The organism is uncultured Nocardioides sp. (assembly GCF_947488025.1).
Taxonomy (GTDB): Bacteria; Actinomycetota; Actinomycetes; order Propionibacteriales; family Nocardioidaceae; genus Nocardioides.
In genome coordinates this window covers 206,448-229,019 of sequence record NZ_CANKYS010000001.1, presented here as the reverse complement: position 1 = coordinate 229,019, position 22,572 = coordinate 206,448, and the positions used below count along the sequence as shown (strand labels likewise).

Here is a 22,572-nt window from a genome sequence, read left to right as displayed (position 1 = left end):
CCGGATGAGCACTCCCACCCGCGACCAGGTGCAGGCCGCCCCGAAGGTCCTGCTGCACGACCACCTCGACGGCGGGCTGCGTCCACAGACAATTGTGGAGCTCGCCGCCGAGGCCGGCCACGAGCTGCCGGCCCCCGACGCGGAGTCGCTGGGCCGCTGGTTCGCCGAGTCGGCCGACTCCGGCTCGCTGGTGCGCTACCTCGAGACCTTCGACCACACCGTCGCGGTGATGCAGAGCGGCCCCGCGATCGCGCGGGTGGCGCGTGAGTGCGTCGAGGACCTCGCCGCCGACGGGGTCGTCTACGCCGAGGTGCGCTACGCGCCGGAGCAGCACGTCAGCGGCGGGCTGACCCTCGACGAGGTCGTCGCCGCGGTCCAGGAGGGATTCGACGCCGCGATGGCCGCCAGCGGCGGCAGGATCGTCGTACGCCAGCTGCTGACCGCGATGCGTCACCAGGCGCGCTCGATGGAGATCGCCGAGCTGGCCATCGCCTGGCGCGACCGCGGGGTCGCCGGCTTCGACATCGCCGGCGCCGAGGCGGGCTTCCCGCCCACCCGCCACCTCGATGCCTTCGAGTACCTCCAGCGCGAGAACGCGCACTTCACCATCCACGCCGGCGAGGCCTTCGGACTGCCGTCGATCTGGGAGGCGATCCAGTGGTGCGGCGCCGACCGGCTCGGCCACGGCGTGCGGATCATCGACGACATCACCGTCCACGACGACGGCTCGGTCGAGCTGGGCCGGCTGGCGGCCTACGTCCGCGACAAGCGCATCCCGCTCGAGATGTGCCCCAGCTCCAACATCCAGACCGGGGCCGCCGAGTCCTTCGCCGAGCACCCGATCGGGCTGCTGACCGACCTGCGCTTCCGGGTCACCGTCAACACCGACAACCGCCTGATGAGCGGTACGTCGATGACGCAGGAGATGTTCGGCCTGGTCGAGGCGTTCGGCTACACGTTCGAGGACCTGCGCTGGTTCACCATCAACGCGATGAAGTCGGCCTTCCTGCCCTTCGACGAGCGGCTCGCCCTCATCGACGAGGTCGTCAAGCCGGGCTACGCCGCCCTCATCGCCGGCTAGCAGCGTCGGTGCCGGCGGACAGCTCGGCGTAGGCCTGGTCGCCCGTCGCCCGCCGGCACCCCTGGCGTACGGCGTGGGAGACGACCCGCTGCTGGTCGCGCAGCAGAGCCAGCCCGCGGCGTACGAGCACCAGCGGCGGCTTGCGGTGCTCGCGCAGGTCGCGGGTGAGGCGGCGCCAGAACGTCACGAGCGGGTGCTGGGTGATGCAGTAGGCGGCGGCGAGGATCCCCTCCTCCCGGCAGGCGGCCACGACGTCCGGGGCGAAGATGCCCTCCGCGACGAAGCGGGTGGCGCCGCCGAGGTCCACGGTGTGCGTGCCGCAGCGCCCGTTGAGGGCGATCTCGTAGATCGGTACCTCGGCGCGGCCGGTGGCGCACAGCTGGCGCAGCGCGGCCAGTGCGTCGGCCTCGTGCCAGGAGTCCGGGTGGTCCCAGTCGACGAGCCCGGCGTTGGCGCCGGTGGTGATGCGGGGGAGCGAGGGGTCGTCGCCGTCCTTGTAGAAGTCGTCGAGGCGCAGGACGGGGAGTCCGAGACGCTCGGCGAGCCGGGACTTCCCGGCGCCGCTGGGACCGGCCAGGACGACCACCTGGGCTGTGCTCATTTGTTGCGAACTCATTTCGTCGTTCGGCCACGGGGCTCGAGGGCTTGACCTTAGTCTCGCCCAGACCCCCGATCGACACCTCTGTGGGAGGACCTCCATGAGTCTCGACGACTCGACCGCACCCGAGACCGCGGACGGCTCCGGCGGCCCGGCTGGGCGCCCCGCCAAGACCTTCGTGCTGGGCGGGCTCGCGCTGGCGCTCGTCGTGGGTCTCGTCGGCTTCTTCGCGGTGCGCGGGGCCAGCGGCGAGCCCAAGGGGGCCGACTGCATCTCCGAGGTGGTCACGCTGACCACCGCCCCGGTGATGGAGGACCTCGTCAACAAGGCCGTCAAGGACGTCAACCAGGACGAGCCCTGCATCGACATCCAGGTCACCGCCGGCAGCGTGAAGGACGTCGTCGCCCTGCTGAGCGACCCCAATGCCGAGCTGCCCGAGATCTGGATCCCGGACAGCCCGACCTGGAAGGGCCAGCTCACCAGCGCCGGCGGGACCGGTACGCCGATCGCCGAGGTGCTCGCCCAGACGCCGGTCGGCCTCATCGGCGGTCCCGCGGCCAAGGCCCCGGCCTCCTGGTCCGCCGTGCTCGACGGCGGCAGCCTGGCGATGGCCGACCCGAGCGCCGAGGGTGCCTCCGCGCTCGCACTGCTCGCGCCCTACGCCGAGATGAAGAAGACGGGCGAGACCGCGCTGACCATCGAGGAGAAGACCGTCCCGGTCGCCCAGACCTACGGCGAGCGCGCCGTGGCCGGCAGCGCCAACGAGACCGACCTCTCGACCATCACCGCCTCCAGCACCCAGCTCGTCCCGGCGACCGAGCAGGCCTACCTGGCCGCCCGTCGCAGCAACGACCAGCTCGCCCTGGTGGCTCCGCGGACCGGTGTGCCGATGCTGCAGTACCCGCTGATCGACGTGAACCGCGGCAGCAAGGACATCCTCTCCTCCGGCGGCGACCTGTCGGCCCGCGTGGGCCGGGCGCTCGGCCGCTGGTTCTCCTCGGCGGCCGGCATCGAGGCCATCGCAGCCGCGGAGCTCCGCGGTCCCGACGGCGCCCCGCTGCCCAACGACATCGGCCTCGGCAGCGCGCCCGTGCTCGCCAAGGTGCCGCAGAAGACCACCGACGACACGCTGCGCCAGTGGCGCGTGCTCTCGGTGCCCTCCAGCATCCTCGCCGTGGTCGACCTCTCCGGGTCGATGAAGATGGCCATCGGCGACACCACCCGCATCGGGCTCGCGGTGACGGCGTCCCAGGTGGCGCTCGACGCCTTCCCGGCGCAGGCCCGCATCGGCATCTGGGGCTTCTCCAAGAACCGCGGCGAGAACGGTGCGTCGTACGCCGAGTACTCGCCCCTCGAGCGGCTCGACGCCCCGGGTGCCGACGGCAAGAGCCACGGTGAGGAGGTCCGGGCCGAGGCCGACGCCCTCCCCGGCAAGGTGCGGGGCGGGACCGGTGTCATGGACACCACCCTGGCCGCCTACAAGCACGCCCAGGAGATGTGGGACCCGGCGTGGTTCAACTCCGTGGTCATCATGACCGACGGCGCGAGCGACGACTCGAGCTCGCTCTCGCTGGAGTCGCTCGTCAACCAGCTCAAGTCGCTGCGTGACCCGGCCAAGCCCGTCAAGGTGATCATCATCGGCATCTCGCAGGACGCCGACACCGGTGAGCTCGAGCAGATCGCGGCCGCCACCGGCGGTCAGAACTACCTCGTGAACAACCCCAACGAGATCCTCGGGGTGCTCGCCTCGGCGCTGCTCAACCGCTGATCGGAGAGTCTCTCCTCCCTGATCGGGGAGTCCCCGCATGAGCGGGGAGTCCGCCACCTGTTGGCCGTTGCAACGGCCAACAGGTGTCGGACTACCCCACCAGGTGCGACCTCGATCCAGCACGAAGGCCCCCGGAGCGCTCGCTCCGGGGGCCTCGTCGTGCGTGCGGTGCGCGGCTCAGACGCCGATCGGGTGCCAGACCGTCTTGGTCTCGAGGAACTGCGTCATCCGGTCCAGGCCCGGCTCGACGAGCCAGTCGGTGTCCGGGGCGGGACGGCGTACGCGCTTGAGGTTGTCGGCCGCGGCCACCTCGAGCTCGGTGGCGAGCTCGTCGTCCTCGACGCCGGTGAGGTCGATGCCGTTGACGTCCATGTGGGAGGCGAGCCACGGGGCGATCTCGGCCTGCGAGCCGGTCAGCACGTTGACGACGCCGCCGGGCAGGTCGCTGGTGGCCATCACCTCGCCGAGCGTGATGGCGGTGAGCGGGTTGTCCTCTCTGGCGATGACGACGACGGTGTTGCCGGTGACGATCAGCGGCGCGACGACGCTGACCAGGCCGAGCAGGGAGCCGCGCGGGGCGACGACGGCGATGACGCCGCTGGGCTCCGGGGTCGACAGGTTGAAGAACGGGCCGGCGACCGGGTTGGCGTTGCCGACGACCTGGGTGATCTTGTCGGCCCAGCCGGCGTACCAGACGAGGCGGTCGATCGCGGCGTCGACGGAGGCGCGTGCCCTGGCCGGGGTGACGCCCTCTGCAGCGCGGATCTCGGCCTCGAACTGCTCGCGACGGCCCTCGAGCACCTCGGCGATGCGGTAGACGACCTGGGCGCGGTTGTAGGCCGTCCTGCCGGACCAGCCACCGAAGGCTGCGCGTGCGGCGACGACGGCGTCGCGGGCGTCCTTGCGGGAGGCCTGGGCGGCGTTGGCCAGCAGACGGCCCTTGGCGTCGTTGACGACGTAGGAGCGACCCGACTCCGAGCGGGGGAACGCACCCCCGATGTAGAGCTTGTACGTCTTGCGCACGTCGATGCGGGACATCAGCTGTCAGCTCCCTTGAGGTAGCCCTCGAGACCGTGGCGACCGCCCTCGCGGCCGTACCCGGACTCCTTGTAGCCGCCGAACGGCGAGGTGGGGTCGAACTTGTTGAACGTGTTGGCCCAGACCACTCCCGCCCGGAGGCGGTTGGCCATGGACAGGATGCGCGAGCCCTTGTCGGTCCACACGCCGGCCGACAGGCCGAACGGGGTGTTGTTGGCCTTCTCGATCGCCTCGGACGGCGTGCGGAAGGTCAGCACCGACAGCACCGGGCCGAAGATCTCCTCGCGGGCGATGCGGTGGGCCTGCGAGACGCCGGTGAAGATCGTCGGCGGGAACCAGAAGCCCTTGGTGGGCAGGTCGCACGCGACCTCCCAGCGCTCGGCGCCCTCGGCGTCACCGACCTGGGAGAGCTCGCGGATGCGCATGAGCTGCTCGCCGGAGTTGATGGCGCCCACGTCGGTGTTCTTGTCGAGCGGGTCGCCCATGCGCAGCGTCGACATGCGGCGCTTGAGCCGCTCGAGCACCTCGTCGGCCACCGACTCCTGCACCAGCAGGCGCGAGCCCGCGCAGCAGACGTGGCCCTGGTTGAAGAAGATGCCGTCGACGATGCCCTCGACGGCCTGGTCGATCGGAGCGTCGTCGAAGACGATGTTGGCGGCCTTGCCGCCGAGCTCGAGGGTGACCTTCTTGTCGGTGCCGGCGACGGTGCGGGCGATCGCCTTGCCGACCTCGGTGGAGCCGGTGAAGGCCACCTTGTCGACGTCGGGGTGCGACACGATGGCGCGACCGGTGTCGCCGGCGCCGGTGACGATGTTGACGACGCCGGGCGGCAGGTCGGCCTGCTGGCAGATCTCGGCGAAGAGCAGCGCGGTCAGCGGGGTGGTCTCGGCGGGCTTGAGCACGACGGTGTTGCCGCAGGCCAGGGCCGGGGCGATCTTCCACGCCAGCATCAGCAGCGGGAAGTTCCACGGGATGACCTGGCCGGCGACGCCGAGCGGGGTCGAGCCGTAGCCGGAGTACTGCAGCTTGTCGGCCCAGCCGGCGTAGTAGAAGAAGTGGGCGGCGACGATCGGGACGTCGACGTCGCGCGACTCCTTGATCGGCTTGCCGTTGTCGATCGACTCCAGGACGGCGAGCTCGCGGCCGCGCTCCTGGATGATCCGGGCGATCCGGTAGAGGTACTTGGCGCGCTCGGCGCCGGACATCCGCGACCAGACGCGGGTGTAGGCGCGGCGGGCGGCCTTGACGGCTTCGTCGACGTCGGCGTCGCTGGCCTCGGCGACCTCGGCCAGCACCTCCTCGTTCGCGGGGTTGACCGTCTTGAACGACGTGCCGGTGCCGTCGACGAACTCGCCGTTGATGAACAGGCCGTAGGACGGCTTGATGTCGACGATCGCGCGCGACTCGGGTGCGGGGGCGTACTCGAATGCCATGGTTATCGACCTCAGTCCAGCGTGAAGTAGTCGGGACCGGAGTAGCGGCCGGTCGTCATCTTGGTGCGCTGCATGAGCAGGTCGTTGAGCAGCGTGGAGGCGCCGAAGCGGAACCAGTCGGGGTCGAGCCAGTCGTCGCCGCAGATCTCGTTGACCATCACGAGGTACTTGATGGCGTCCTTGGTGGTCTTGATGCCGCCGGCGGGCTTGACGCCGACCATCTGGCCCGTCTGCTCGCGGAAGTCGCGGACCGCCTCGAGCATGATCAGCGTGACCGGGAGCGTCGCGGCGGGCTGGACCTTGCCGGTGGAGGTCTTGATGAAGTGGCCGCCGGCCATCATCGCGAGCCAGCTGGCGCGACGGACGTTGTCGTAGGTCTGCAGCTCGCCGGTCTCGAAGATCACCTTGAGGTGCGCGTCCCCGCAGGCTTCCTTGACCTGAGCGATCTCCTCGTAGACGTCGAGGTAGCGCCCGGACAGGAACGCGCCGCGGTCGATGACCATGTCGATCTCGTCGGCGCCGGCCTCGACGGCGTCACGGGTGTCGGCGAGCTTGATGTCCATCGCCGCGCGGCCGCTCGGGAACGCCGTGGCGACCGCCGCGACGTGGACGCCGCTTTCGCCGAGCGTCTGCTTGGCGGTGGCGACCATGTCGGGGTAGACGCAGACGGCCGCGGTGGCGGGGCAGGTCGGGTCGGCGGGGTCGGGACGCATCGCCTTGGACGCGAGCGCGCGGACCTTGCCGTGGGTGTCCTGGCCCTCGAGCGTGGTCAGGTCGACCATCCGGATGGCCAGGTCGATGGCGTAGGCCTTCGACGTGGTCTTGATCGATCGGGTCGCCAGGCCGGCGGCGCGGGCCTCGCACCCGACCTGGTCGACCCCGGGGAGTCCGTGGAGGAAGCGGCGGAGCGAGGACTCCGAGCGCACGACGTCGTCGAAGACCCCGGTCGCGGAGGGGGAGCTCGCCGTTGAGCTGGGAGTGGGCGTCACCGACCCAGCATAGAGTTGGCGCGGACGCCCCCGGCAATCCGCAGGGGGCCAATGTCTGCCCAAAACGACGAGGAGACCATGGCACGCCTGCAGGACGACGGTGAGGCCGTGGTGGAGCGGTTCCAGCCCACGAGCGGACGGCTCTCCGGGTGGGCCGCGGTGGCACTCAGTGCCACGCTCGTCCTCGCCGCGGTGGTCTACCGCGACCAGGGCTTCCCGCTGTGGGTGGCGGCCGCCGCGCTGCTGGGCGGCGTGCTCGCGTGGGCGTCGATGCTGCGTCCGGCGCTGTGGGTCACCGACGAGCACCTCGTCATGCGCAACCTCGGCGAGACGGTCCACATCCGGCTGGCCGCGGTCGAGGAGATGGTCCTGCGGCAGGTCCTGGCCGTCCGCGCCGGCGACCGGCGGCTGGTGAGCACCGTGCTGGGTCGCACGTGGCGCAAGACGGCCACCTCGCGTCGGGATCCCGCCGCCGTGGAAGGTCCGCGCGAGGGGATGAAGTACGCCGACTGGGCCGAGCACCGGCTCCGCGAGCTCGTCGACGCAGCGCGGGAGCGTGCGGGGGTGACCGCCGGTTCCGAGGAGCAGCGCGCGCTGCCCGACGCCGTACGCCGTGAGCCCGCGATCGTCCCTCTCGCGCTCATCGGGGCGGCGGCCGTGCTGCTGGTGGTCAGCTTGTTCCTGTGAGCTCGCCGAAGCGCGCCTCGAGGCCGTCGAGGATCAGGGCCAGCCCGTAGTCGAACTCGTTCCCGTAGGCGTAGTCGCGACCGGCCACCTGGGTGGCGACCATCTCGGCGAGGTGCGGGTGGTCGGCGAGCGCGTCACCGAGCCCGTCGACGAAGTCGTCGGCCGACTCGCCGGGCTGGAAGGGCAGGTTCACCTCGGTCAGCACGAACCCGTAGACGTAGGCGTCGAGCACCGAGTAGGCGTGCGCGGCCAGCGCGACGGAGAAGCCCGCCGTCCGCAGGCAGCCGATCACGGCGTCGTGGTGACCGAGGGTGGCCGGACCGGGGGAGCGCCGCGACTCGATCAGCCCGAGCCCCCACGGGTGCGCTGCCAGGACGCTCCGCGCCGACCGGGCGCGCGCCTCCATCTCCGCACGCCACGGGCCGTCCTGCACCGGTGTCGCGACCCGGGCGAAGACCCAGTCCGCGAGGCCGTCGAGCAGCGCGTCCTTGCTGGCCACGTGGTGGTAGAGCGACATCGCCTCGACGCCGAGCTCGCGACCGACGCTGCGCATGCTCACCCCGGCCAGGCCGGCGACGTCGGCGACCCGGCTGGCGGCGTCGACGACGCGCTCGGGGGAGAGCGGTGGTCTGGACAAGCGGGTCTCCTCGGGTGCGTGACTTACGGGCGTAAGGCTACTCTCGTCCCGTCGGACTTACAGCCGTAAGGTGGGAGTGGTCGTGAAGGCAGCAGTCGCGGAGCGGTACGGACCGCCGGAGGTCGTCTCGGTGCGGGACGTGCCCGACCCGGTCGCGGGCAAGGGCCAGGTCGTCGTGCGTGTGCGGGCGACGACCGTGAACTCCGGGGACGCCCGGATCCGCGGGTGCCGCTTCCCGCGCGGCTTCGCGTTGCCGGGGCGGCTGGCCCTCGGGTGGAGCGGGCCGCGCCGGTCCGTCCTCGGCGTGGTCCACGCCGGCGTGGTCGAGTCCGTCGGACCCGGCGTCACCGGGGTCTCGGTGGGCGACGAGGTCGCCGGGATGACGGGCGCCGCCATGGGTGCGCACGCCGAGCTCGCCGCCGTCCGCGCGGACCGGCTCACCCGGGTGCCCGCCGGCGTCGCCCTCACGGACGCCGCCGCGGTGCTCTTCGGCGGCAGCACGGCTCACCACGTCCTGCGCGACGTCGTCGGGCCCGGTCGCCGCGTGCTCGTCAACGGCGCCTCGGGGGCTGTCGGGACGGCTGCGGTGCAGGTCGCGCACCTCGCCGGAGCCCACGTCACCGCCGTCTGCAGCGAGCGCAACGCGGACCTGGTGCGCTCGCTCGGCGCCGACGAGGTGGTCGACCACGGCCGGACGTCCGTGCACGACCTGCCCGCGGCGTACGACGTGGTGCTCGACGCCGTGGGCAACCTCGACCGCCGCTCCGGGCGCCGCCTGCTCGCACCCTCCGGCGTGCTGGTGCTCGCCGTCGCTGGCCTGGTCGACACCGTCCTGGCGCGCGGCCAGGTGCGCGCCGGCCCCTGGCCGGAGGACCCGGCCGACTTCGCGTGGCTGCTCGCGCGCCTCGCGGCGGGGGAGCTGCAGCCGGTGGTCGGGCGGACGCTGCCGCTGGCCGAGATCGTCGAGGCGCACCGCATCGTCGACTCCGGCCGCAAGGTCGGCAACCTGGTCGTCACACCGTGACGCGACGAGCGGCAGCGGCCGTACCCGGTGTGGGCCACCACCGCGCGACGGCCGCGGACTGGCCGAGCGTCCACGTCGAGCTGCACACCCAGTAGAAGAGCAGCGCCACCGGCACCACGCCGCCGGCGAGGAGCAGCCCGCCCGCCGACATCACCGGCATCATGCGCTGCGCGGCGACCATCGCCTCCGGCATGCCCTCGACCGAGGTGTTGGACGCGACCACGAAGCGCTGGGTGACGTACGACAGCGCGGCCGCGGTCACCGCCAGTCCGGCCACGACCGCGAGGTGGAGGCCGCCGGAGCCGAGGTAGCCGTGGCCCGCGAGCGAGACGCCGACGACCGAGGCGGCGCCGAACGACGAGACGAGGCCCGGCCCCATCGCGCCGACGGCGACACCGGAGGCCACCTCGGACACGAGGTGGTAGAGACCGAGCCACACCGGCAGCTGCACGAGCACCGGCAGGCAGCCGAGCCGGCTCACCCCGTGCTCGGCGGACACGGCTCGTCGCTCGTCCATGTGGGCGCGCAGGCTCTCGGCGTCGGTGCGGCCGCGATAGCGCTCCGTGATGCCCATCAGGTGGGGCCGGGCGCGAGCCGAAGCGTGCGCCTGGCGGACGCCGTGGATGACGAAGGGGAGGAGCGCGAGCCGGACGAGGACGACGAGCGAGGCGATGCCGACGACCCAGGTCACGGCGGAGTCGGCGGGGGCGCCGAGCGCGGTGAGGGCGTCGTGGGTGGTCGCGAGGACCGAGGCGAGGGCGTGCTTGATCGGGGCGAGTGGTGACATGGGTGTCTCCTGGACGAGGTGGAAGGGTCTGTACGACGTCGCGCGGGGCGACGGGTCAGACGCGTCCAGGAGCGCGCGGCCGCACCGGGTGGACCACGTCGGTGGTCCGTCCGGCGAGCACGAGCGGGATGTCGGCGGCGCGTCGGCGCGGCCGGAGCGAGTGGAGCCCGGCGTCGGGCACGGCCAGCAGGCAGTGCACGCCGGCGAGGGCGGTGGCCGCGGAGAGTGCGGTCATCACCACGACCGTCTGGGCGGTCGCCGTCGGGTCGAGCGAGGCGGCGGTGAGGGCGGACGCGATGCCGACCAGCGCGAGCACGAGCGCGAGGCGCGCGCGTGCTGCTGCGTCGGCGGCGGTCCGGACCATGGTCCGAGGGTAGCGGCTCGACCCCGGGCTCACCCCCCGAAGGCCGCGCCCCGCAGGTCCGCCTTGATGGCGTCGAGCCGGCCGGCGGCGGAGATGCGGGCCGCGTCGGGACCGCTGCCGTCGGGGCCGTCCTCGACGGGGATGACGACCTCGAGGTAGCACTTGACCTTGGGCTCGGTGCCGCTGGGACGCACGATCACCCGGGCCCCCTCGGCCAGCGTGTAGCGCAGCCCGTCGGTGGGCGGCAGGGCGGCCGACCCCTCCGAGAGGTCCTCGACCTGCTCGACGGCGAGGCCGCCGAGGGAGGTGGGCGGCGTGCTGCGCAGCCGGTCCATGGTCGCGGGGATGTCGGCGAGGTCCTCGAAGCGCACCGAGAGCTGGTCGGTGGCGTGCAGGCCGTGCTGGTGGGCGATGTCGTCGAGGATGTCGGTGAGCCCCCGGCCCTCGGCCTTGGCCTGCGCGGCGAGCTCGCAGACGAGCAGCAGCGCCGAGACGCCGTCCTTGTCCCGCACGTGCTCGGGGTCGCAGCAGTAGCCCAGCGCCTCCTCGTAGCCGAACGCGAGCCCCTCGACCCGGCCGATCCACTTGAAGCCGGTCAGCGTCTCCTCGTGCGGCTGCCCGGCCGCGGCGGCCATCTTGCCGAGCAGGCTGGAGGACACGATCGAGTTGGCGAAGGTGCCCGTCCGCCCACGCGCGATCAGGTGGTGCGCCAGCAGGGCACCCACCTCGTCGCCGCGCAGCATCCGCCAGCCGTGGACGTCCGGGACGGCGACCGCGCAGCGGTCGGCGTCGGGGTCGTTGGCGACGACGAGGTCGGCCCTGTGCTCGGCCGCGAGCGCCATCGCGAGGTCCATCGCGCCCGGCTCCTCGGGGTTGGGGAACGAGACGGTCGGGAAGTCGGGGTCGGGGTGCTCCTGCTGCTCGACGACGTGCGGGGCGTCGAAGCCGGCGGTCTCGAGCACCTGCGCGACCGTCGTACCTCCGACGCCGTGGAGCGGGGTGTAGACGACGCGCAGGTCGCGCGGCCCGTCCTCGGCCAGGCCGGCGACGGTGTCGAGGTAGCGGTCGATGATCTCCTCGCCCACCATGCGCCCGGCGTCGCCGCGCGGCAGCTCGGCGAGGGGGCCGACGGCGGCGATCCGGGACGCGATCTCGCTGTCGGCGGGCGGGACGATCTGGCTGCCGTCGCCGAGGTAGACCTTGTAGCCGTTGTCCTGCGGCGGGTTGTGGCTGGCGGTGACCATCACCCCGGCCGCGCAGCCGAGCTCGCGGATCGCGAACGCCAGCAGGGGCGTGGGCAGCGTCCGCGGCATCACCAGGGCCTTGAACCCGGCGCCGGTCATGACCTCCGCGGTGTCGCGCGCGAAGACGTCGGAGTTGTGGCGGGCGTCGAAGCCGATCACCACGGACCCGCCGGCGTGGCCGGTGTCGCGGAGGTAGGCCGCCAGGCCGGCCGCCGCGCGGGTGACCACGACCCGGTTCATCCGGTTGGGACCGGCGCCCAGCGCGCCACGCAGGCCGGCGGTGCCGAACTCGAGGGTGCCGGCGAACCGGTCGTCGAGGTCGGTCTCCTCGCCCCGCTCGGCCGCGGCGACGAGCGTCTCCAGCTCGGCGCGGGTCTGCTCGTCGGGGTCCTCGGCGGCCCAGGCGCGGGCGGTCTCGAGCAGGTCGGTGGGGACGGTCCGGTCGGTCATGGACGCACGCTATCCCCACCCGGAGGCGGATGTCGGTGGGCGGTGCCACCATCGACGGATGATCGATCACCTGGGCATCAACTGCACCGACCTGCCGCGCGCAGCGGCGTTCTACGACCGCGTCCTGGGCGTGCTCGGCCACCGCCGGGTCATGGACTTCGACGAGGCCATCGGCTACGGCACCGAGGCCCCTGACTTCTGGATCAGCACGTTCGAGGGGGTCGGGCCCAACCGCGAGGTCCACGTGGCGTTCCGTGCCGCGGACGCCGCCACGGTGCGGGCCTGGCACGCCGAGGCGGTGGCTGCGGGGGCGGAGTCGCTCCACGAGCCCCGGCTGTGGCCGGAGTACCACCCGGCGTACTACGGCGCCTTCGTGCGCGACACCGAGGGCAACAACATCGAGGCCGTCTGCCACTCCGGCGACTCCTGACGGCTAGCGTGTGCGGGTGCCAGCCGTCGTCCGCTCCGTCAACGCCGGCACGGCCGGGCCGGTCCCCGGGCTCAAGCGGCCCAGCGGCATCCACAAGCGCCCGGTCGACAGCATCGAGGTGCGCGACCCAGGGCCGAAGCGGGGCGGGCTGGGCAGCGGCGTCGTCGGCGACGCCGTCATCAGCCGCAAGCACCACGGCGGGACCACGCAGGCCGTCTATGCCGTCGCCCGCGAAGAGCTCGACTGGTGGGGCGAGCACCTCGGCCGCGGCCTGTCCGACGGCATGTTCGGCGAGAACCTCACCACCGCCGGCGTCGAGGTGGACACCGCCGAGGTGGGGGAGCGGTGGCAGGTCGGCGGCACGCTCCTCGAGGTGTGCGGGCCGCGCATCCCGTGCGCGACCTTCGCCAAGCACATGGCCGAGCGGGCGTGGGTACGCCGTTTCGCCGAGCGCGGCCTGACCGGCGCCTACCTCTCCGTCGTCGAGCCCGGCGCCATCCGGGCGGGCGACGCGATCGAGGTCGTCCACCGGCCTGGGCACGGCCTGAGGCTGCCGGCGTACTTCCGCGCCCTGATGGGCGACAAGGACCTTGCCGCGACCTTCCTGGCCTCGGGGCTGCTGCCGCAGGTCGAGCACGACTGGCTCGCCGCGCGCCAGTAGCGACCGCTCGACCGTGGCCGCAGACGACGGTGGCCGCGGACCCCGAGGAGGGTCCGCGGCCACGGTCGCGCGGAAAGGGGCCGGTCGATCAGCCGAGCGCGGCCACCGCTGCGTCGTAGTCGGGCTCGTCGCCGATCGCGTCGGTGAGCTGGGTGTGGAGCACGGTGCCGTCGGCGTCGACGACGACCACGGCGCGGGCGAAGAGCTGGTCCCAGCCGCCGCCGTCGATGGCCACGCCGTAGTCATGCCCGAACGACGAGCGGAAGGCGGAGCCGACCAGCACGTCGTCGATCCCCTCGGCACCGCAGAAGCGGGCCTGCGCGAAGGGCAGGTCACGGGAGACGCAGACCACCGCGGTGTCGTCGAGGCCGGCGGCGAGCTCGTTGAACTTCTTGACGCTCGCCTGGCACACGCCGGTGTCGATGCTCGGGAAGATGTTGAGCACGACGCGCTTGCCGGAGACGTCGGCGTCGGTGAGGGCCTGGAACTTCGAGTCGACGAGCTCGAAGCCGGGAGCCTTCGTGCCGACCGCGGGGAGCTCGCCCACGGTGCTGATGGTGTTGGGGCCGAGTTGTGTGGTTGCCATGGCCCCAACCTATCGGCCCCCCGGTCCTAGAGTGCCGGCATGGCCACTGCGCGAACCGACGCCCGCACCGACGCTCGTACCCAGGTGATCATCGGGGTGCTGCAGGACGCGTTCGCGCCCCTGATGCGGGCGGATCCCGCGGCGTTCCGCGCCAAGTACCGCAAGATGGCCAGCGACCCGCACGCGTTCTACCGCGGCAGCGCCTGCCTGTTCTACAACGACGTGACGGCGGAGGACGACGACTGGGCCGGGCACGGCGCGGAGCGCATCTGGATCCACGGCGACCTCCACGTCGAGAACTTCGGTACCTACCTCAACTCCGACGGCCGGCTGATATTCGACATCAACGACTTCGACGAGGCCTACCTCGGCCGGTTCACCTGGGACCTCCAGCGCTTCGCCGCGAGCCTGGCTCTGGTCGGCTGGCAGAAGGCGCTCCCGGACGACGCCATCCGCAAGCTGGTCGCGCGCTACGTGCGCAGCTATCTCGCGCAGGTCAACCACTACGTCGCCTCCGACGACGACCACGACTTCGCCATCCGCATCGACAACGCCGACGGCCCCATCCTCACCGCCCTGACGGTGGCCCGGGAGATGCGCCGCGCCGACCTCCTCGACGACGTCACCGTCCTGCAGCGCGGCACCCGGCGCTTCGCCGAGGACGCGACCGCCTGGCGTCTCCCGCGGGAGGAGCGCGCCGCCGTGGTCGCCGCCTTCCGCTCCTACCTCGACACCATCCCGGAGTCCAAGCGGTTCGACCGGGCGCTGTTCTACGAGCTGCGCGACGTCGTGGGCAAGTCGGGCTTCGGCATCGGCAGCGCCGGGCTGCCGGCGTACAACGTGCTGGTCGAGGGCTACAGCCAGGCGCTCGACAACGACGTCGTGCTCAGCATGAAGCAGGCCAACATCCCGGCCGTGAGCCGCTTCGTCGACACCAGCGGTGTCGACGCCTACTTCGAGCACGAGGGCCACCGCACCGTGGTCAGCCAGCGGGCCCTGCAGGTGCACACCGACCCGCTCCTCGGCCACACGAGCATCGACGGCGTGGGGTTCGTCGTCTCGGAGATCTCGCCCTACGAGGTCGACCTCGACTGGAGCGAGATCAACGAGCCCGAGGACATGCGCGCCGTCGTGGACCTGCTCGGTCGCGCGACCGCCAAGATCCACTGCGCCTCCGACGAGGACAGCGAGCAGGACCTCGTCGACTTCCAGGTCGAGCAGGCGATCGCCGCGTCGCTGGAGGGACGCCGCAACGAGTTCGTCGCGTGGTTGTGCGACTGGGGGATCGCGTACGCCGTCCGCGTGCGCGAGGACCACGCCCTGTTCGTCGACGCCTTCCGCGAGGGCCGGGTCGGGATAGCGGCGACCTGATCCCGGGCCGACCCTCGCGGACCGCGTGGTCAGGCGTCGATGGTCGACATGTCGCCGTAGCGCTCGCCGGCCACGGCGTCGCGCGGCACGGCCTGGTCCAGGGCGGCCAAGTCGTCGCCGGTGAGCTCGACGTCGAGCGCACCGACGTTCTCCTCGAGGTAGCGCACCCGCTTGGTGCCGGGGATCGGCGCGACACCCAGCTGCGCGTCGCCCTGGGCGAGCACCCAGGCGAGCGCGAGCTGGCCGGGGGTGCAGCCCTTGTCCGCGGCCAGCTCCTTCACCTTGTCGACCAGCGCGAGGTTGGCGTCGAGGGCGTCGCCGCTGAAGCGGGGGAACCGGCCGGTGGCGCGGGAGTCGTCGGACTCCAGGGACTCGCGCGTCACGGCGCCGGTGAGGATGCCGCGACCGAGGGGGGAGTAGGGCACCAGGCCGATCCCCAGCTCACGCAGCACCGGGACGATCTCGTCCTCGACGTCGTGGGTGAAGAGGGAGTACTCGGACTGCAGCGCGGTGATCGGGTGCGTGGCGTGCGCCCGGCGGATGGTCTCCGCGCCGGCCTCCGACAGCCCGAGGTGGCGCACCTTTCCGGCCTCGACGAGCTCGGCCATCGCGCCGACGGTCTCCTCGATCGGCACCGTCTTGTCGACACGGTGCTGGTAGTAGAGGTCGAGGTGGTCGACGCCGAGCCGCTCGAGGGAGGCGTCGCAGGCGCGGCGGACGTAGTCGGGGGAGCCGTTGATGCCGACCCAGGAGCCGTCGGGGTTGCGCTCGTTGCCGAACTTCGTGGCGAGCTGGACCTCGTCGCGGCGGTCCGCGATCGCCCGGCCCACCAGGCGCTCGTTGGTGAACGGGCCGTACATGTCGGCGGTGTCGAGGAAGGTCACGCCGAGGTCGAGGGCCCGGTGGATCGTGTCGATGCCCGCATGCTCGTCGGGCGTGCCGTAGAACTCCGACATCCCCATGCAGCCGAGGCCGAGGGCGGAGACGGTCAGGGAGCCGATCTGTCGTGTCTGGATGCTCATGCCTGCCACCCTTCGCCTTCGAGCGCGCTCAAGGTCAAGGGGCTGGGGCGACCTTGTTCTCGTAGAGCGCGATCTTGTGGTCGATCGCGCGCAGGTGGCCGGTCACCTCGGCGAGCTGGCGCTCCACGACCTCCCGGTGCGCGAGGAGCAGCGCCAGGCGTTCGGCCTCGTTGCCGTCGCCCTCACGCACGAGGGCGGCATAGCGGCGTACGTCGCGGATGGGCATGCCGGTGGCGCGGAGCCGGGTCACCATCTGGATCCACCGGAGGTCCTCGTCGGTGTAGCGGCGATGGCCGGACGGCGCCCGGTCGACCGAGTGCAGCAGCAGCCCGTCACGCTCGTAGTAGCGCAGCGTGTGGGCGGTGAGCCCGGTCCGCTCGGCCGCCTCGGCGATGCTCAGGCTGGTCATCCCACCAGTGTCCGACTTGGAGTGCGCTCCAAGTCAAGCGCCAAGTAGAGCGCCGAGTCAGCTGCCGAGGGCCGGGCGGTGGAACTGCGCCGTCGCGAACGGACCGCCGACGTGCTCGGCCTCCGCCTCGTCGTGCGGCCCGGGCTCGACCCGGTCGGCGTAGGCCTCGGCGTCGTCCTGCGGCTCGTAGCCGAGGCGACGGCCCGGCTCGAGGTCCCACCAGGCGCGGGTGTTGGCGCTGATGCCGTAGAGGACCGCGTAGCCGGGGGCAGGGGTGGTCAGGGCCGCCTCGACCATGCGGACGCAGTCGTCGTGGGAGAGCCACGTCGAGAGGCCGCGCACGCTGGCCGGCTCCTCGAGGAACGACCCGATCCGGCACGCCACCGCGTCGATGCCGTGCCGGTCGGCGAACAGGTGCAGGAGCGCCTCGGCCGCGACCTTGGCGACGCCGTAGTAGGTGTCGGGGCGGGGGAGGGCGTGCTCGGTCAACGTCCCGTCGGCGCGCGGGGTGCGGCCCACCGCGTGGTTGGAGGAGGCGTAGACGATGCGGGGCACGTCGTGGGCCACCATCGCGTCGAGCAGGGCCGCGGTCGTCACGACGTGGGAGGTGAGCTCGTCGGGCAGCGACGCCTCGTCGGGGATGCCGGCGAGGTGGACGACGGCGTCGAGCCTGCCCCCGGTCGACAGAGCGGCGAGGACCGCCTCGACGGCGTCCGCGTCGGCACAGTCCGCCTCGTGCCAACCGAAGGGGGTGCCGTCGGGCGGCGGGACGAGGTCGAGCCCCACGACGTCGTGGCCGGCGCTCGCCAGCCCGGTGGTGACCACCCGACCGATGCTGCCGGCGGCGCCGGTGACCAGCACGCGCATCGCGGGCCTCAGATCCTCGTGACGACCTGGCTCAGCAGACCGCCCATCCGGCTGGCGGCGGAGCGACCCGCCTCGAGGACCTCCTCGTGGTTGAGCGGCTCGCCGCTCAGGCCGGCGGCCAGGTTGGTGACCAGGCTGATGCCGAGGACCTCCATGCCGGCCTCGCGGGCGGCGATGGCCTCGAGCGTGGTGCTCATGCCGACGAGGTGGCCGCCGAGGATGCCGGCCATCCGGACCTCGGCGGGCGTCTCGTAGTGGGGGCCGGGGAACTGCACGTAGACGCCCTCGTCGAGGGAGCCGTCGACCTCCTTGCACATCGCGCGCAGGCGCGGGCTGTAGAGGTCGGTCAGGTCGACGAAGTTCGCGCCGACGATGGGGCTGGTGCCCGTCAGGTTGATGTGGTCGGAGATCAGCACCGGCTGTCCGGGCTGCCATCCCTGCTTGAGGCCGCCGCACCCGTTGGTGAGGACGATCGCCGAGCAGCCGGCGGCAGCGGCCGTACGGATCGGGTGGACGACCGCCGCGACGCCCTTGCCCTCGTAGAAGTGGGTGCGCGACAGGAAGACGAGCAGGTTGCGCTCGGCGCCGTCGGAGTCGGTGCAGCGGATGGAGCGGATCTTGCCGCTGTGGCCGGCGACCGCGGCGGCGCTGAAGCCGGGCAGGTCGACGGTGTCGATCTCCGCGGTGGCCTCGCCGAGCGCGTCGACGGCCGGCAGCCAGCCCGAGCCCAGGACGAGGGCGACGTCGTGGCGCTCGACGCCGGTCAGCTCGGCGAGCCGGGCGGCGGCCTCGGCGGCGTTCTCGTAGGGCGTGGGGACGGCTGCTGCATGGGTCACGCCGGGAACTCTAGACCGATCCGCCGCCCCGCTTCAGAGTCCGGTGGACCGGCAGGCACGGCGGCGCAGGGCCGCGACGTAGTCCTCGGGTGCACCGGCGGCCTCGGCCGAGTCGGCGAGGACCCCGAGGTAGGACGCCGAGGGCAGGCCGCCCTCGTAGGCGTCGAGGACGTAGGACCACACGACGAGCTCGCCGGTCAGCGTCTGCACCCGCACCTTCGTCTTGCGGTAGAGCCCGGTGTCGGCGGCCTCCCAGCCGTCGAGCTCACGCTCGTCCTCGGGCGTGACGTCGTAGACCGCGACGAAGACCTGCTCGAAGGGGTCCTGGACGATCGTGGAGAGGGCGCCGTCCCAGCCGTGCTCCTCCCCGCCGAAGGTCAGCCGCCAGCCGGTGAGCCACCCGGTGGAGTGCAGGATCGAGTGGGGGCATCGCTCGCCCATGCGGGCGGGATCGAGGTTCGTCCCGTAGGCGGCGTACAGGGTCACGGGCGACACAGTATCGAGCCGCGACCCTTCGTGACGCGCGCCGGGGCGCGCTCCTCAGGACAAGCCTCGGGCGGGTGTTCCCCCCGCGCAGCGGACAACTAGGCTGGGGGCGTGACCGACACGCACTTCGACACCCTCGTCCTCGGCGCCGGCCCCGGTGGCTACGTCGCCGCGATCCGCGCCTCCCAGCTCGGCCAGAAGGTGGCCGTGGTGGAGGACAAGTACTGGGGAGGGGTGTGCCTCAACGTCGGCTGCATCCCGTCCAAGGCGCTGCTGAAGAACGCCGAGCTGGCGCACACGCTCCAGCACGAGAAGGCGAAGTTCGGCATCGAGGGCGACGCGACCATGGCGTTCGGCCCGACCCACAAGCGCAGCCGCGACGTCAGCGCCGGCATCGTCAAGGGCGTCCACTTCCTGATGAAGAAGAACAAGATCACCGAGATCGACGGCTGGGGCACGCTCACCAGCGCGACCGGGATCGACGTCAAGGGCAAGGACGGCGAGACCACCGGCTACACCTTCGACAACCTGATCCTCGCCACCGGCGCGACGGTGCGTCTCGTGCCCGGCGTCGAGCTCAGCGACAACGTCGTGACCTACGAGGAGCAGATCCTCACCGACGAGCTGCCCGGCTCGATCGTCATCGGCGGCTCCGGCGCGATCGGCGTCGAGTTCGCCTACGTGATGGCCAACTTCGGCGTCGACGTGACGATCGTGGAGTTCCTCGACCGGATGGTCCCCACCGAGGACGCCGACATCTCGAAGGAGCTCCTCAAGCACTACAAGAAGCTCGGCGTGAAGGTCCTCACCTCGGCCGCGGTGAAGAAGGTCGAGGACACCGGCTCGGGCGTCAAGGTCACCGTCGCGCCCGCCGGCGGTGGCGGCGACGAGCAGGTGCTCGAGGCCGACAAGTTCCTCGCCGCCTTCGGCTTCGCCCCGCGGGTAAAGGGCTTCGGCCTCGAGAACATCGGCGTCAACGTGTCCGAGCGCGGCGCGATCGAGATCGACGACTACGGCCGCACCAACGTGGACAACGTCTACGCGATCGGCGACTGCACCGGCAAGCTGATGCTGGCCCACGTCGCGGAGGCGATGGGCATCGTCGCCGCCGAGACCATCAACGGCGCCGAGACCATGCCGGTCGAGTACGACTTCGTGCCCCGCGCGACCTACTGCATGCCGCAGATCGCGTCATTCGGCTACAGCGAGGCCCAGGCCAAGGAGAAGGGCTACGACGTCAAGACCGCGACGTTCCCCTTCACCGCGAACGGCAAGGCGATGGGCCTCGGCGAGGCGATCGGTTTCGTCAAGGTCGTCGCCGACGCCGAGCACAACGAGATCATCGGCACCCACATGATCGGCCCCGACGTCACCGAGCTGCTGCCGGTGATGACCCTGGCCCAGAAGTGGGACCTGACCGCCGACGAGGTGGCCCGCAACGTCTTCGCCCACCCGACGCTCGGCGAGGCCGTCAAGGAGGCCGTGCACGGCATCGCCGGTCACATGATCAACCTCTGATGACCGACCACATCGTCATCATCGGCGGCGGCCCGGGCGGCTACGAGGCCGCGCACGTCGCCGCGCAGCTGGGCGCGGAGGTCACCGTCGTCGACACCGACGGCGTCGGCGGCTCGGCGGTGCTGACCGACTGCGTGCCGAGCAAGACGCTCATCGCCACCGCCGAGCTGATGAGCGACATGTCGACGGCACGCGAGCTGGGGGTCAACTTCGAGGACCACCAGGGCGACGCGGCCACGGCCATCTCCGTCGACCTGGCCCGGGTCAACGCCCGGGTCAAGCAGCTCGCGGCCGACCAGTCGGCCGACATCGCCGCCCGCCTCGACCGCGACGGCGTACGCGTGCTCACCGGCCGCGGCCGGCTCGGGCCCGACCTGACCGTCGTCGCGACGACCGCGGACGGCGAGGAGACCCTGCAGGCCGACGCGATCATCGTCGCGACGGGCGCGGCTCCGCGCACGCTGCCGAGTGCCCAGCCCGACGGCGAGCGGATCCTCACCTGGGAGCAGGTCTACGACCTGACTGAGATGCCGGAGAAGCTCATCGTCGTCGGCTCGGGCGTCACCGGCGCCGAGTTCGCCAGCGCCTACCTCTCCCTCGGCATCGACGTGACGCTGGTCAGCAGCCGCGACCGCGTGCTGCCCGGCGAGGACGCCGACGCGTCCGCGGTGCTCGAGGACGTGGCGACCCGCCGCGGGATGAAGGTGCTCAGCCGCTCGCGCATGCAGTCGGTGACCCGTGACGGCGACGAGGTCACGGTGACCCTGACCGATGGCCGTACGGTCTCGGGCAGCCACTGCATCCTCGCGCTCGGCTCGATCCCGAACACGGCCGACCTCGGCCTCGAGGAGGCCGGTGTCGCCGTCGACGAGGGTGGGTTCATCACCGTGGACCGGGTCTCGCGCACCTCGGCGCGCGGGGTCTACGCCGCGGGCGACTGCACGGGCGTGCTGATGCTCGCCTCGGTCGCCGCGATGCAGGGGCGGATCGCGATGTGGCACTTCCTCGGCGACGCGGTGGCACCGCTCGACCTCAAGAAGGTCTCCTCCAACGTCTTCACCTCACCCGAGATCGCCACGGTCGGCTGGTCGCAGCAGGCCGTCGACGCAGGCGAGATCGTCGCCGAGGTCGTCACCCTGCCGCTGGCCGGCAACGCGCGGGCCAAGATGCAGGGCGTGCGCGACGGCTTCGTGAAGCTCTTCTGCCGTCCCGGCACAGGCATCGTGGTCGGGGGCGTGGTCGTCGGGCCGCGCGCCTCCGAGCTCATCCACCCGGTGTCGGTCGCGGTCGCGGAGTCGTTGACCGCCGACCAGCTCGCGCACGCGTTCACCGTCTACCCGTCGATGAGCGGCTCGGTCGCCGAGGCCGCGCGGCGCCTGCACCACGTCTGATCCCGGGGCCGTCGCCCACCCGCGCCTCGGGCCCCGGACCGGGCTGGCACGACCGGCACCACCACGTGCGGCGGTTGGCGGCGTCGCCGGGCACCTCGGCCTGCACGCTCACCGGGCCGCCGCACCGCCGGCACCCCTGCCGCTGGCGGCCGGTGATCCAGTGGTCGTCGCCCTTGACCGGTGAGCCGGTCGTCACCTGGTAGGCGCCGGGGACGGTCGCCGAGTGGCGCAGCATGGTGGCGGCACGCTCGACGAGGTGGGGCACGTCGACCTCCCCGAGCGGGGTCCACGGGCTCACGCCGCTGAGGAAGGCCAGCTCGTTGGCCCAGAGGTTGCCCAGGCCGGCGAGGGACCGCTGGTCGAGCAGCGCCGTCACGAGCGGCACGTCGGGCCGCGCGAGCAGCCGGCGCACGGCCTCCTCGGCGTCCCAGTCGTCACGCAGCGGGTCGGGCCCGAGGTGGCCGACCAGGTCGCCCTCGCGGTCGGTCGGCACCAGGGCGAGGTCGTGCAGCCGGATGCCGTGGACCGTGCGGCCGTCGTCGAGGGTCCAGACGAGCCGCACGTGGGGCTGGAGCTTGGCGGGCAGCTGCTTGCCGGGGGCGAGGGTGGACCACGAGCCGTCCATGCGAAGGTGGCTGTGCAGCGTCGCCGGCGGAGGCCCCGCCGCGCCCGAGAACCGGGTCAGCAGGTGCTTGCCGTGGGTGTCGTGGCCGACCACCTCGCGACCGGAGAGGTCGCGGGTGGCCAGGGCGGGCGTGCGGAAGTCGGAGCGCACGACGGTGTGGCCGCTCAGCTGGCGGTCCAGCCGGCGGGCGAGCTTCCAGACGCTGTCTCCCTCGGGCACCCGTCCAGTGTCACAGGCACGACCGACAGCTGGATGCTCAGCAGCCGCACG

The 22,572-nt window shown here is 72.2% G+C and carries 24 protein-coding genes; 9 read left to right on the top strand and 15 right to left on the bottom strand.

Annotated features, from left to right (window positions below; all coding sequences use genetic code 11):
• Window positions 1-4 precede the first annotated feature (4 nt).
• Window positions 5-1,081, top strand: a complete 1,077-nt coding sequence (locus Q1B24_RS01065) for an adenosine deaminase (protein ID WP_299922284.1) — start codon at window positions 5-7, stop codon at window positions 1,079-1,081.
• Here Q1B24_RS01065 and Q1B24_RS01060 read toward each other — a convergent pair.
• Window positions 1,068-1,682, bottom strand: a complete 615-nt coding sequence (locus tag Q1B24_RS01060) for an ATP-binding protein (protein WP_299922282.1) — start codon at window positions 1,680-1,682, stop codon at window positions 1,068-1,070. The genes Q1B24_RS01065 and Q1B24_RS01060 overlap by 14 nt on opposite strands.
• Before the next feature lie 97 nt (window positions 1,683-1,779).
• Here Q1B24_RS01060 and Q1B24_RS01055 point away from each other — a divergent pair, with 97 nt between their 5' ends.
• Window positions 1,780-3,447 (top strand): substrate-binding domain-containing protein, encoded by a 1,668-nt coding sequence (locus Q1B24_RS01055; RefSeq protein WP_299922280.1) that lies wholly within the window; start codon window positions 1,780-1,782, stop codon window positions 3,445-3,447.
• A gap of 177 nt (window positions 3,448-3,624) precedes the next feature.
• Here Q1B24_RS01055 and Q1B24_RS01050 read toward each other — a convergent pair whose 3' ends face one another.
• From Q1B24_RS01050 to deoC, 3 genes are read right to left on the bottom strand one after another with little or no spacing between them, the layout of a single operon-like run.
• Window positions 3,625-4,485 carry an aldehyde dehydrogenase family protein gene (locus Q1B24_RS01050; RefSeq protein WP_299922278.1) on the bottom strand — a complete coding sequence of 287 codons (861 nt, stop codon included), beginning with the start codon at window positions 4,483-4,485 and terminating at the stop codon, window positions 3,625-3,627.
• The gene (locus tag Q1B24_RS01045; protein ID WP_299922276.1) at window positions 4,485-5,918 is read right to left on the bottom strand and encodes an aldehyde dehydrogenase family protein; all 1,434 of its coding nucleotides are present in this window, start codon (window positions 5,916-5,918) and stop codon (window positions 4,485-4,487) included. The genes Q1B24_RS01050 and Q1B24_RS01045 overlap by 1 nt, the downstream gene beginning before the upstream one ends.
• 11 nt (window positions 5,919-5,929) lie before the next feature.
• Window positions 5,930-6,907 (bottom strand): deoxyribose-phosphate aldolase, encoded by a 978-nt coding sequence (gene deoC / locus Q1B24_RS01040; protein WP_299922274.1) that lies wholly within the window; start codon window positions 6,905-6,907, stop codon window positions 5,930-5,932.
• A gap of 78 nt (window positions 6,908-6,985) precedes the next feature.
• On the opposite strand from deoC, the gene Q1B24_RS01035 reads away from it, so the two are divergent.
• Window positions 6,986-7,594, top strand: a complete 609-nt coding sequence (locus tag Q1B24_RS01035) for a hypothetical protein (RefSeq protein ID WP_299922272.1) — start codon at window positions 6,986-6,988, stop codon at window positions 7,592-7,594.
• On the opposite strand, the gene Q1B24_RS01030 is transcribed toward Q1B24_RS01035, so the two are convergent.
• Complete coding sequence (locus Q1B24_RS01030; protein WP_299922270.1) at window positions 7,578-8,231, bottom strand: TetR/AcrR family transcriptional regulator; 654 nt, start codon at window positions 8,229-8,231, stop codon at window positions 7,578-7,580. The two genes, Q1B24_RS01035 and Q1B24_RS01030, sit on opposite strands and share 17 nt — an antisense overlap.
• An 82-nt stretch (window positions 8,232-8,313) precedes the next feature.
• Between Q1B24_RS01030 and Q1B24_RS01025 the strand changes: the two genes are divergently transcribed.
• Window positions 8,314-9,255: an NAD(P)-dependent alcohol dehydrogenase gene (locus tag Q1B24_RS01025; RefSeq protein WP_299922268.1), complete on the top strand. Its 942-nt coding sequence runs from the start codon at window positions 8,314-8,316 to the stop codon at window positions 9,253-9,255.
• On the opposite strand, the gene yidC is transcribed toward Q1B24_RS01025, so the two are convergent.
• The 3 genes from yidC to Q1B24_RS01010 are packed head-to-tail and all read right to left on the bottom strand — an operon-like array spanning window position 9,245 to window position 12,100.
• Entirely contained in the window at window positions 9,245-10,042 is a 798-nt protein-coding gene (gene yidC, locus Q1B24_RS01020) for a membrane protein insertase YidC (protein WP_299922266.1), read from the bottom strand. The genes Q1B24_RS01025 and yidC overlap by 11 nt on opposite strands.
• A 55-nt stretch (window positions 10,043-10,097) precedes the next feature.
• Window positions 10,098-10,406, bottom strand: coding sequence for a hypothetical protein (locus Q1B24_RS01015; protein ID WP_299922264.1), 309 nt, complete (start codon window positions 10,404-10,406; stop codon window positions 10,098-10,100).
• A gap of 29 nt (window positions 10,407-10,435) precedes the next feature.
• On the bottom strand, window positions 10,436-12,100 hold the full coding sequence (locus Q1B24_RS01010; RefSeq protein WP_299922262.1) for a phospho-sugar mutase: 1,665 nt from the start codon (window positions 12,098-12,100) through the stop codon (window positions 10,436-10,438).
• 58 nt (window positions 12,101-12,158) lie between these two features.
• Here Q1B24_RS01010 and Q1B24_RS01005 point away from each other — a divergent pair, with 58 nt between their 5' ends.
• Window positions 12,159-12,530: a VOC family protein gene (locus Q1B24_RS01005; protein ID WP_299922260.1), complete on the top strand. Its 372-nt coding sequence runs from the start codon at window positions 12,159-12,161 to the stop codon at window positions 12,528-12,530.
• A gap of 16 nt (window positions 12,531-12,546) precedes the next feature.
• Entirely contained in the window at window positions 12,547-13,191 is a 645-nt protein-coding gene (locus Q1B24_RS01000; protein ID WP_299922258.1) for an MOSC domain-containing protein, read from the top strand.
• A gap of 88 nt (window positions 13,192-13,279) precedes the next feature.
• On the opposite strand, the gene tpx is transcribed toward Q1B24_RS01000, so the two are convergent.
• Window positions 13,280-13,777, bottom strand: coding sequence for a thiol peroxidase (gene tpx / locus Q1B24_RS00995; RefSeq protein WP_299922255.1), 498 nt, complete (start codon window positions 13,775-13,777; stop codon window positions 13,280-13,282).
• Between the two features lie 39 nt (window positions 13,778-13,816).
• Between tpx and Q1B24_RS00990 the strand changes: the two genes are divergently transcribed.
• Window positions 13,817-15,148, top strand: a complete 1,332-nt coding sequence (locus Q1B24_RS00990) for a DUF2252 domain-containing protein (protein WP_299922253.1) — start codon at window positions 13,817-13,819, stop codon at window positions 15,146-15,148.
• Between the two features lie 29 nt (window positions 15,149-15,177).
• On the opposite strand, the gene Q1B24_RS00985 is transcribed toward Q1B24_RS00990, so the two are convergent.
• From Q1B24_RS00985 to Q1B24_RS00965, 5 genes are read right to left on the bottom strand one after another with little or no spacing between them, the layout of a single operon-like run.
• Window positions 15,178-16,170 (bottom strand): aldo/keto reductase, encoded by a 993-nt coding sequence (locus Q1B24_RS00985; RefSeq protein WP_299922251.1) that lies wholly within the window; start codon window positions 16,168-16,170, stop codon window positions 15,178-15,180.
• Between the two features lie 34 nt (window positions 16,171-16,204).
• Window positions 16,205-16,579 (bottom strand): MerR family transcriptional regulator, encoded by a 375-nt coding sequence (locus Q1B24_RS00980; protein WP_299922249.1) that lies wholly within the window; start codon window positions 16,577-16,579, stop codon window positions 16,205-16,207.
• Between the two features lie 57 nt (window positions 16,580-16,636).
• On the bottom strand, window positions 16,637-17,446 hold the full coding sequence (locus Q1B24_RS00975; protein ID WP_299922247.1) for an NAD(P)-dependent oxidoreductase: 810 nt from the start codon (window positions 17,444-17,446) through the stop codon (window positions 16,637-16,639).
• 8 nt (window positions 17,447-17,454) lie between these two features.
• Window positions 17,455-18,282 carry a purine-nucleoside phosphorylase gene (locus tag Q1B24_RS00970; RefSeq protein WP_299922245.1) on the bottom strand — a complete coding sequence of 276 codons (828 nt, stop codon included), beginning with the start codon at window positions 18,280-18,282 and terminating at the stop codon, window positions 17,455-17,457.
• 33 nt (window positions 18,283-18,315) lie between these two features.
• On the bottom strand, window positions 18,316-18,768 hold the full coding sequence (locus tag Q1B24_RS00965; protein WP_299922243.1) for a gamma-glutamylcyclotransferase: 453 nt from the start codon (window positions 18,766-18,768) through the stop codon (window positions 18,316-18,318).
• Between the two features lie 111 nt (window positions 18,769-18,879).
• Between Q1B24_RS00965 and lpdA the strand changes: the two genes are divergently transcribed.
• Window positions 18,880-20,286, top strand: a complete 1,407-nt coding sequence (gene lpdA / locus Q1B24_RS00960) for a dihydrolipoyl dehydrogenase (protein WP_299922241.1) — start codon at window positions 18,880-18,882, stop codon at window positions 20,284-20,286.
• Window positions 20,286-21,677, top strand: a complete 1,392-nt coding sequence (locus Q1B24_RS00955) for an NAD(P)H-quinone dehydrogenase (RefSeq protein WP_299922239.1) — start codon at window positions 20,286-20,288, stop codon at window positions 21,675-21,677. Before lpdA ends, Q1B24_RS00955 begins: the two co-directional genes overlap by 1 nt.
• Here the strand turns inward: Q1B24_RS00955 and Q1B24_RS00950 are convergent.
• Entirely contained in the window at window positions 21,613-22,521 is a 909-nt protein-coding gene (locus Q1B24_RS00950) for a DNA-formamidopyrimidine glycosylase family protein (RefSeq protein ID WP_299922237.1), read from the bottom strand. The genes Q1B24_RS00955 and Q1B24_RS00950 overlap by 65 nt on opposite strands.
• Window positions 22,522-22,572 lie beyond the last annotated feature (51 nt).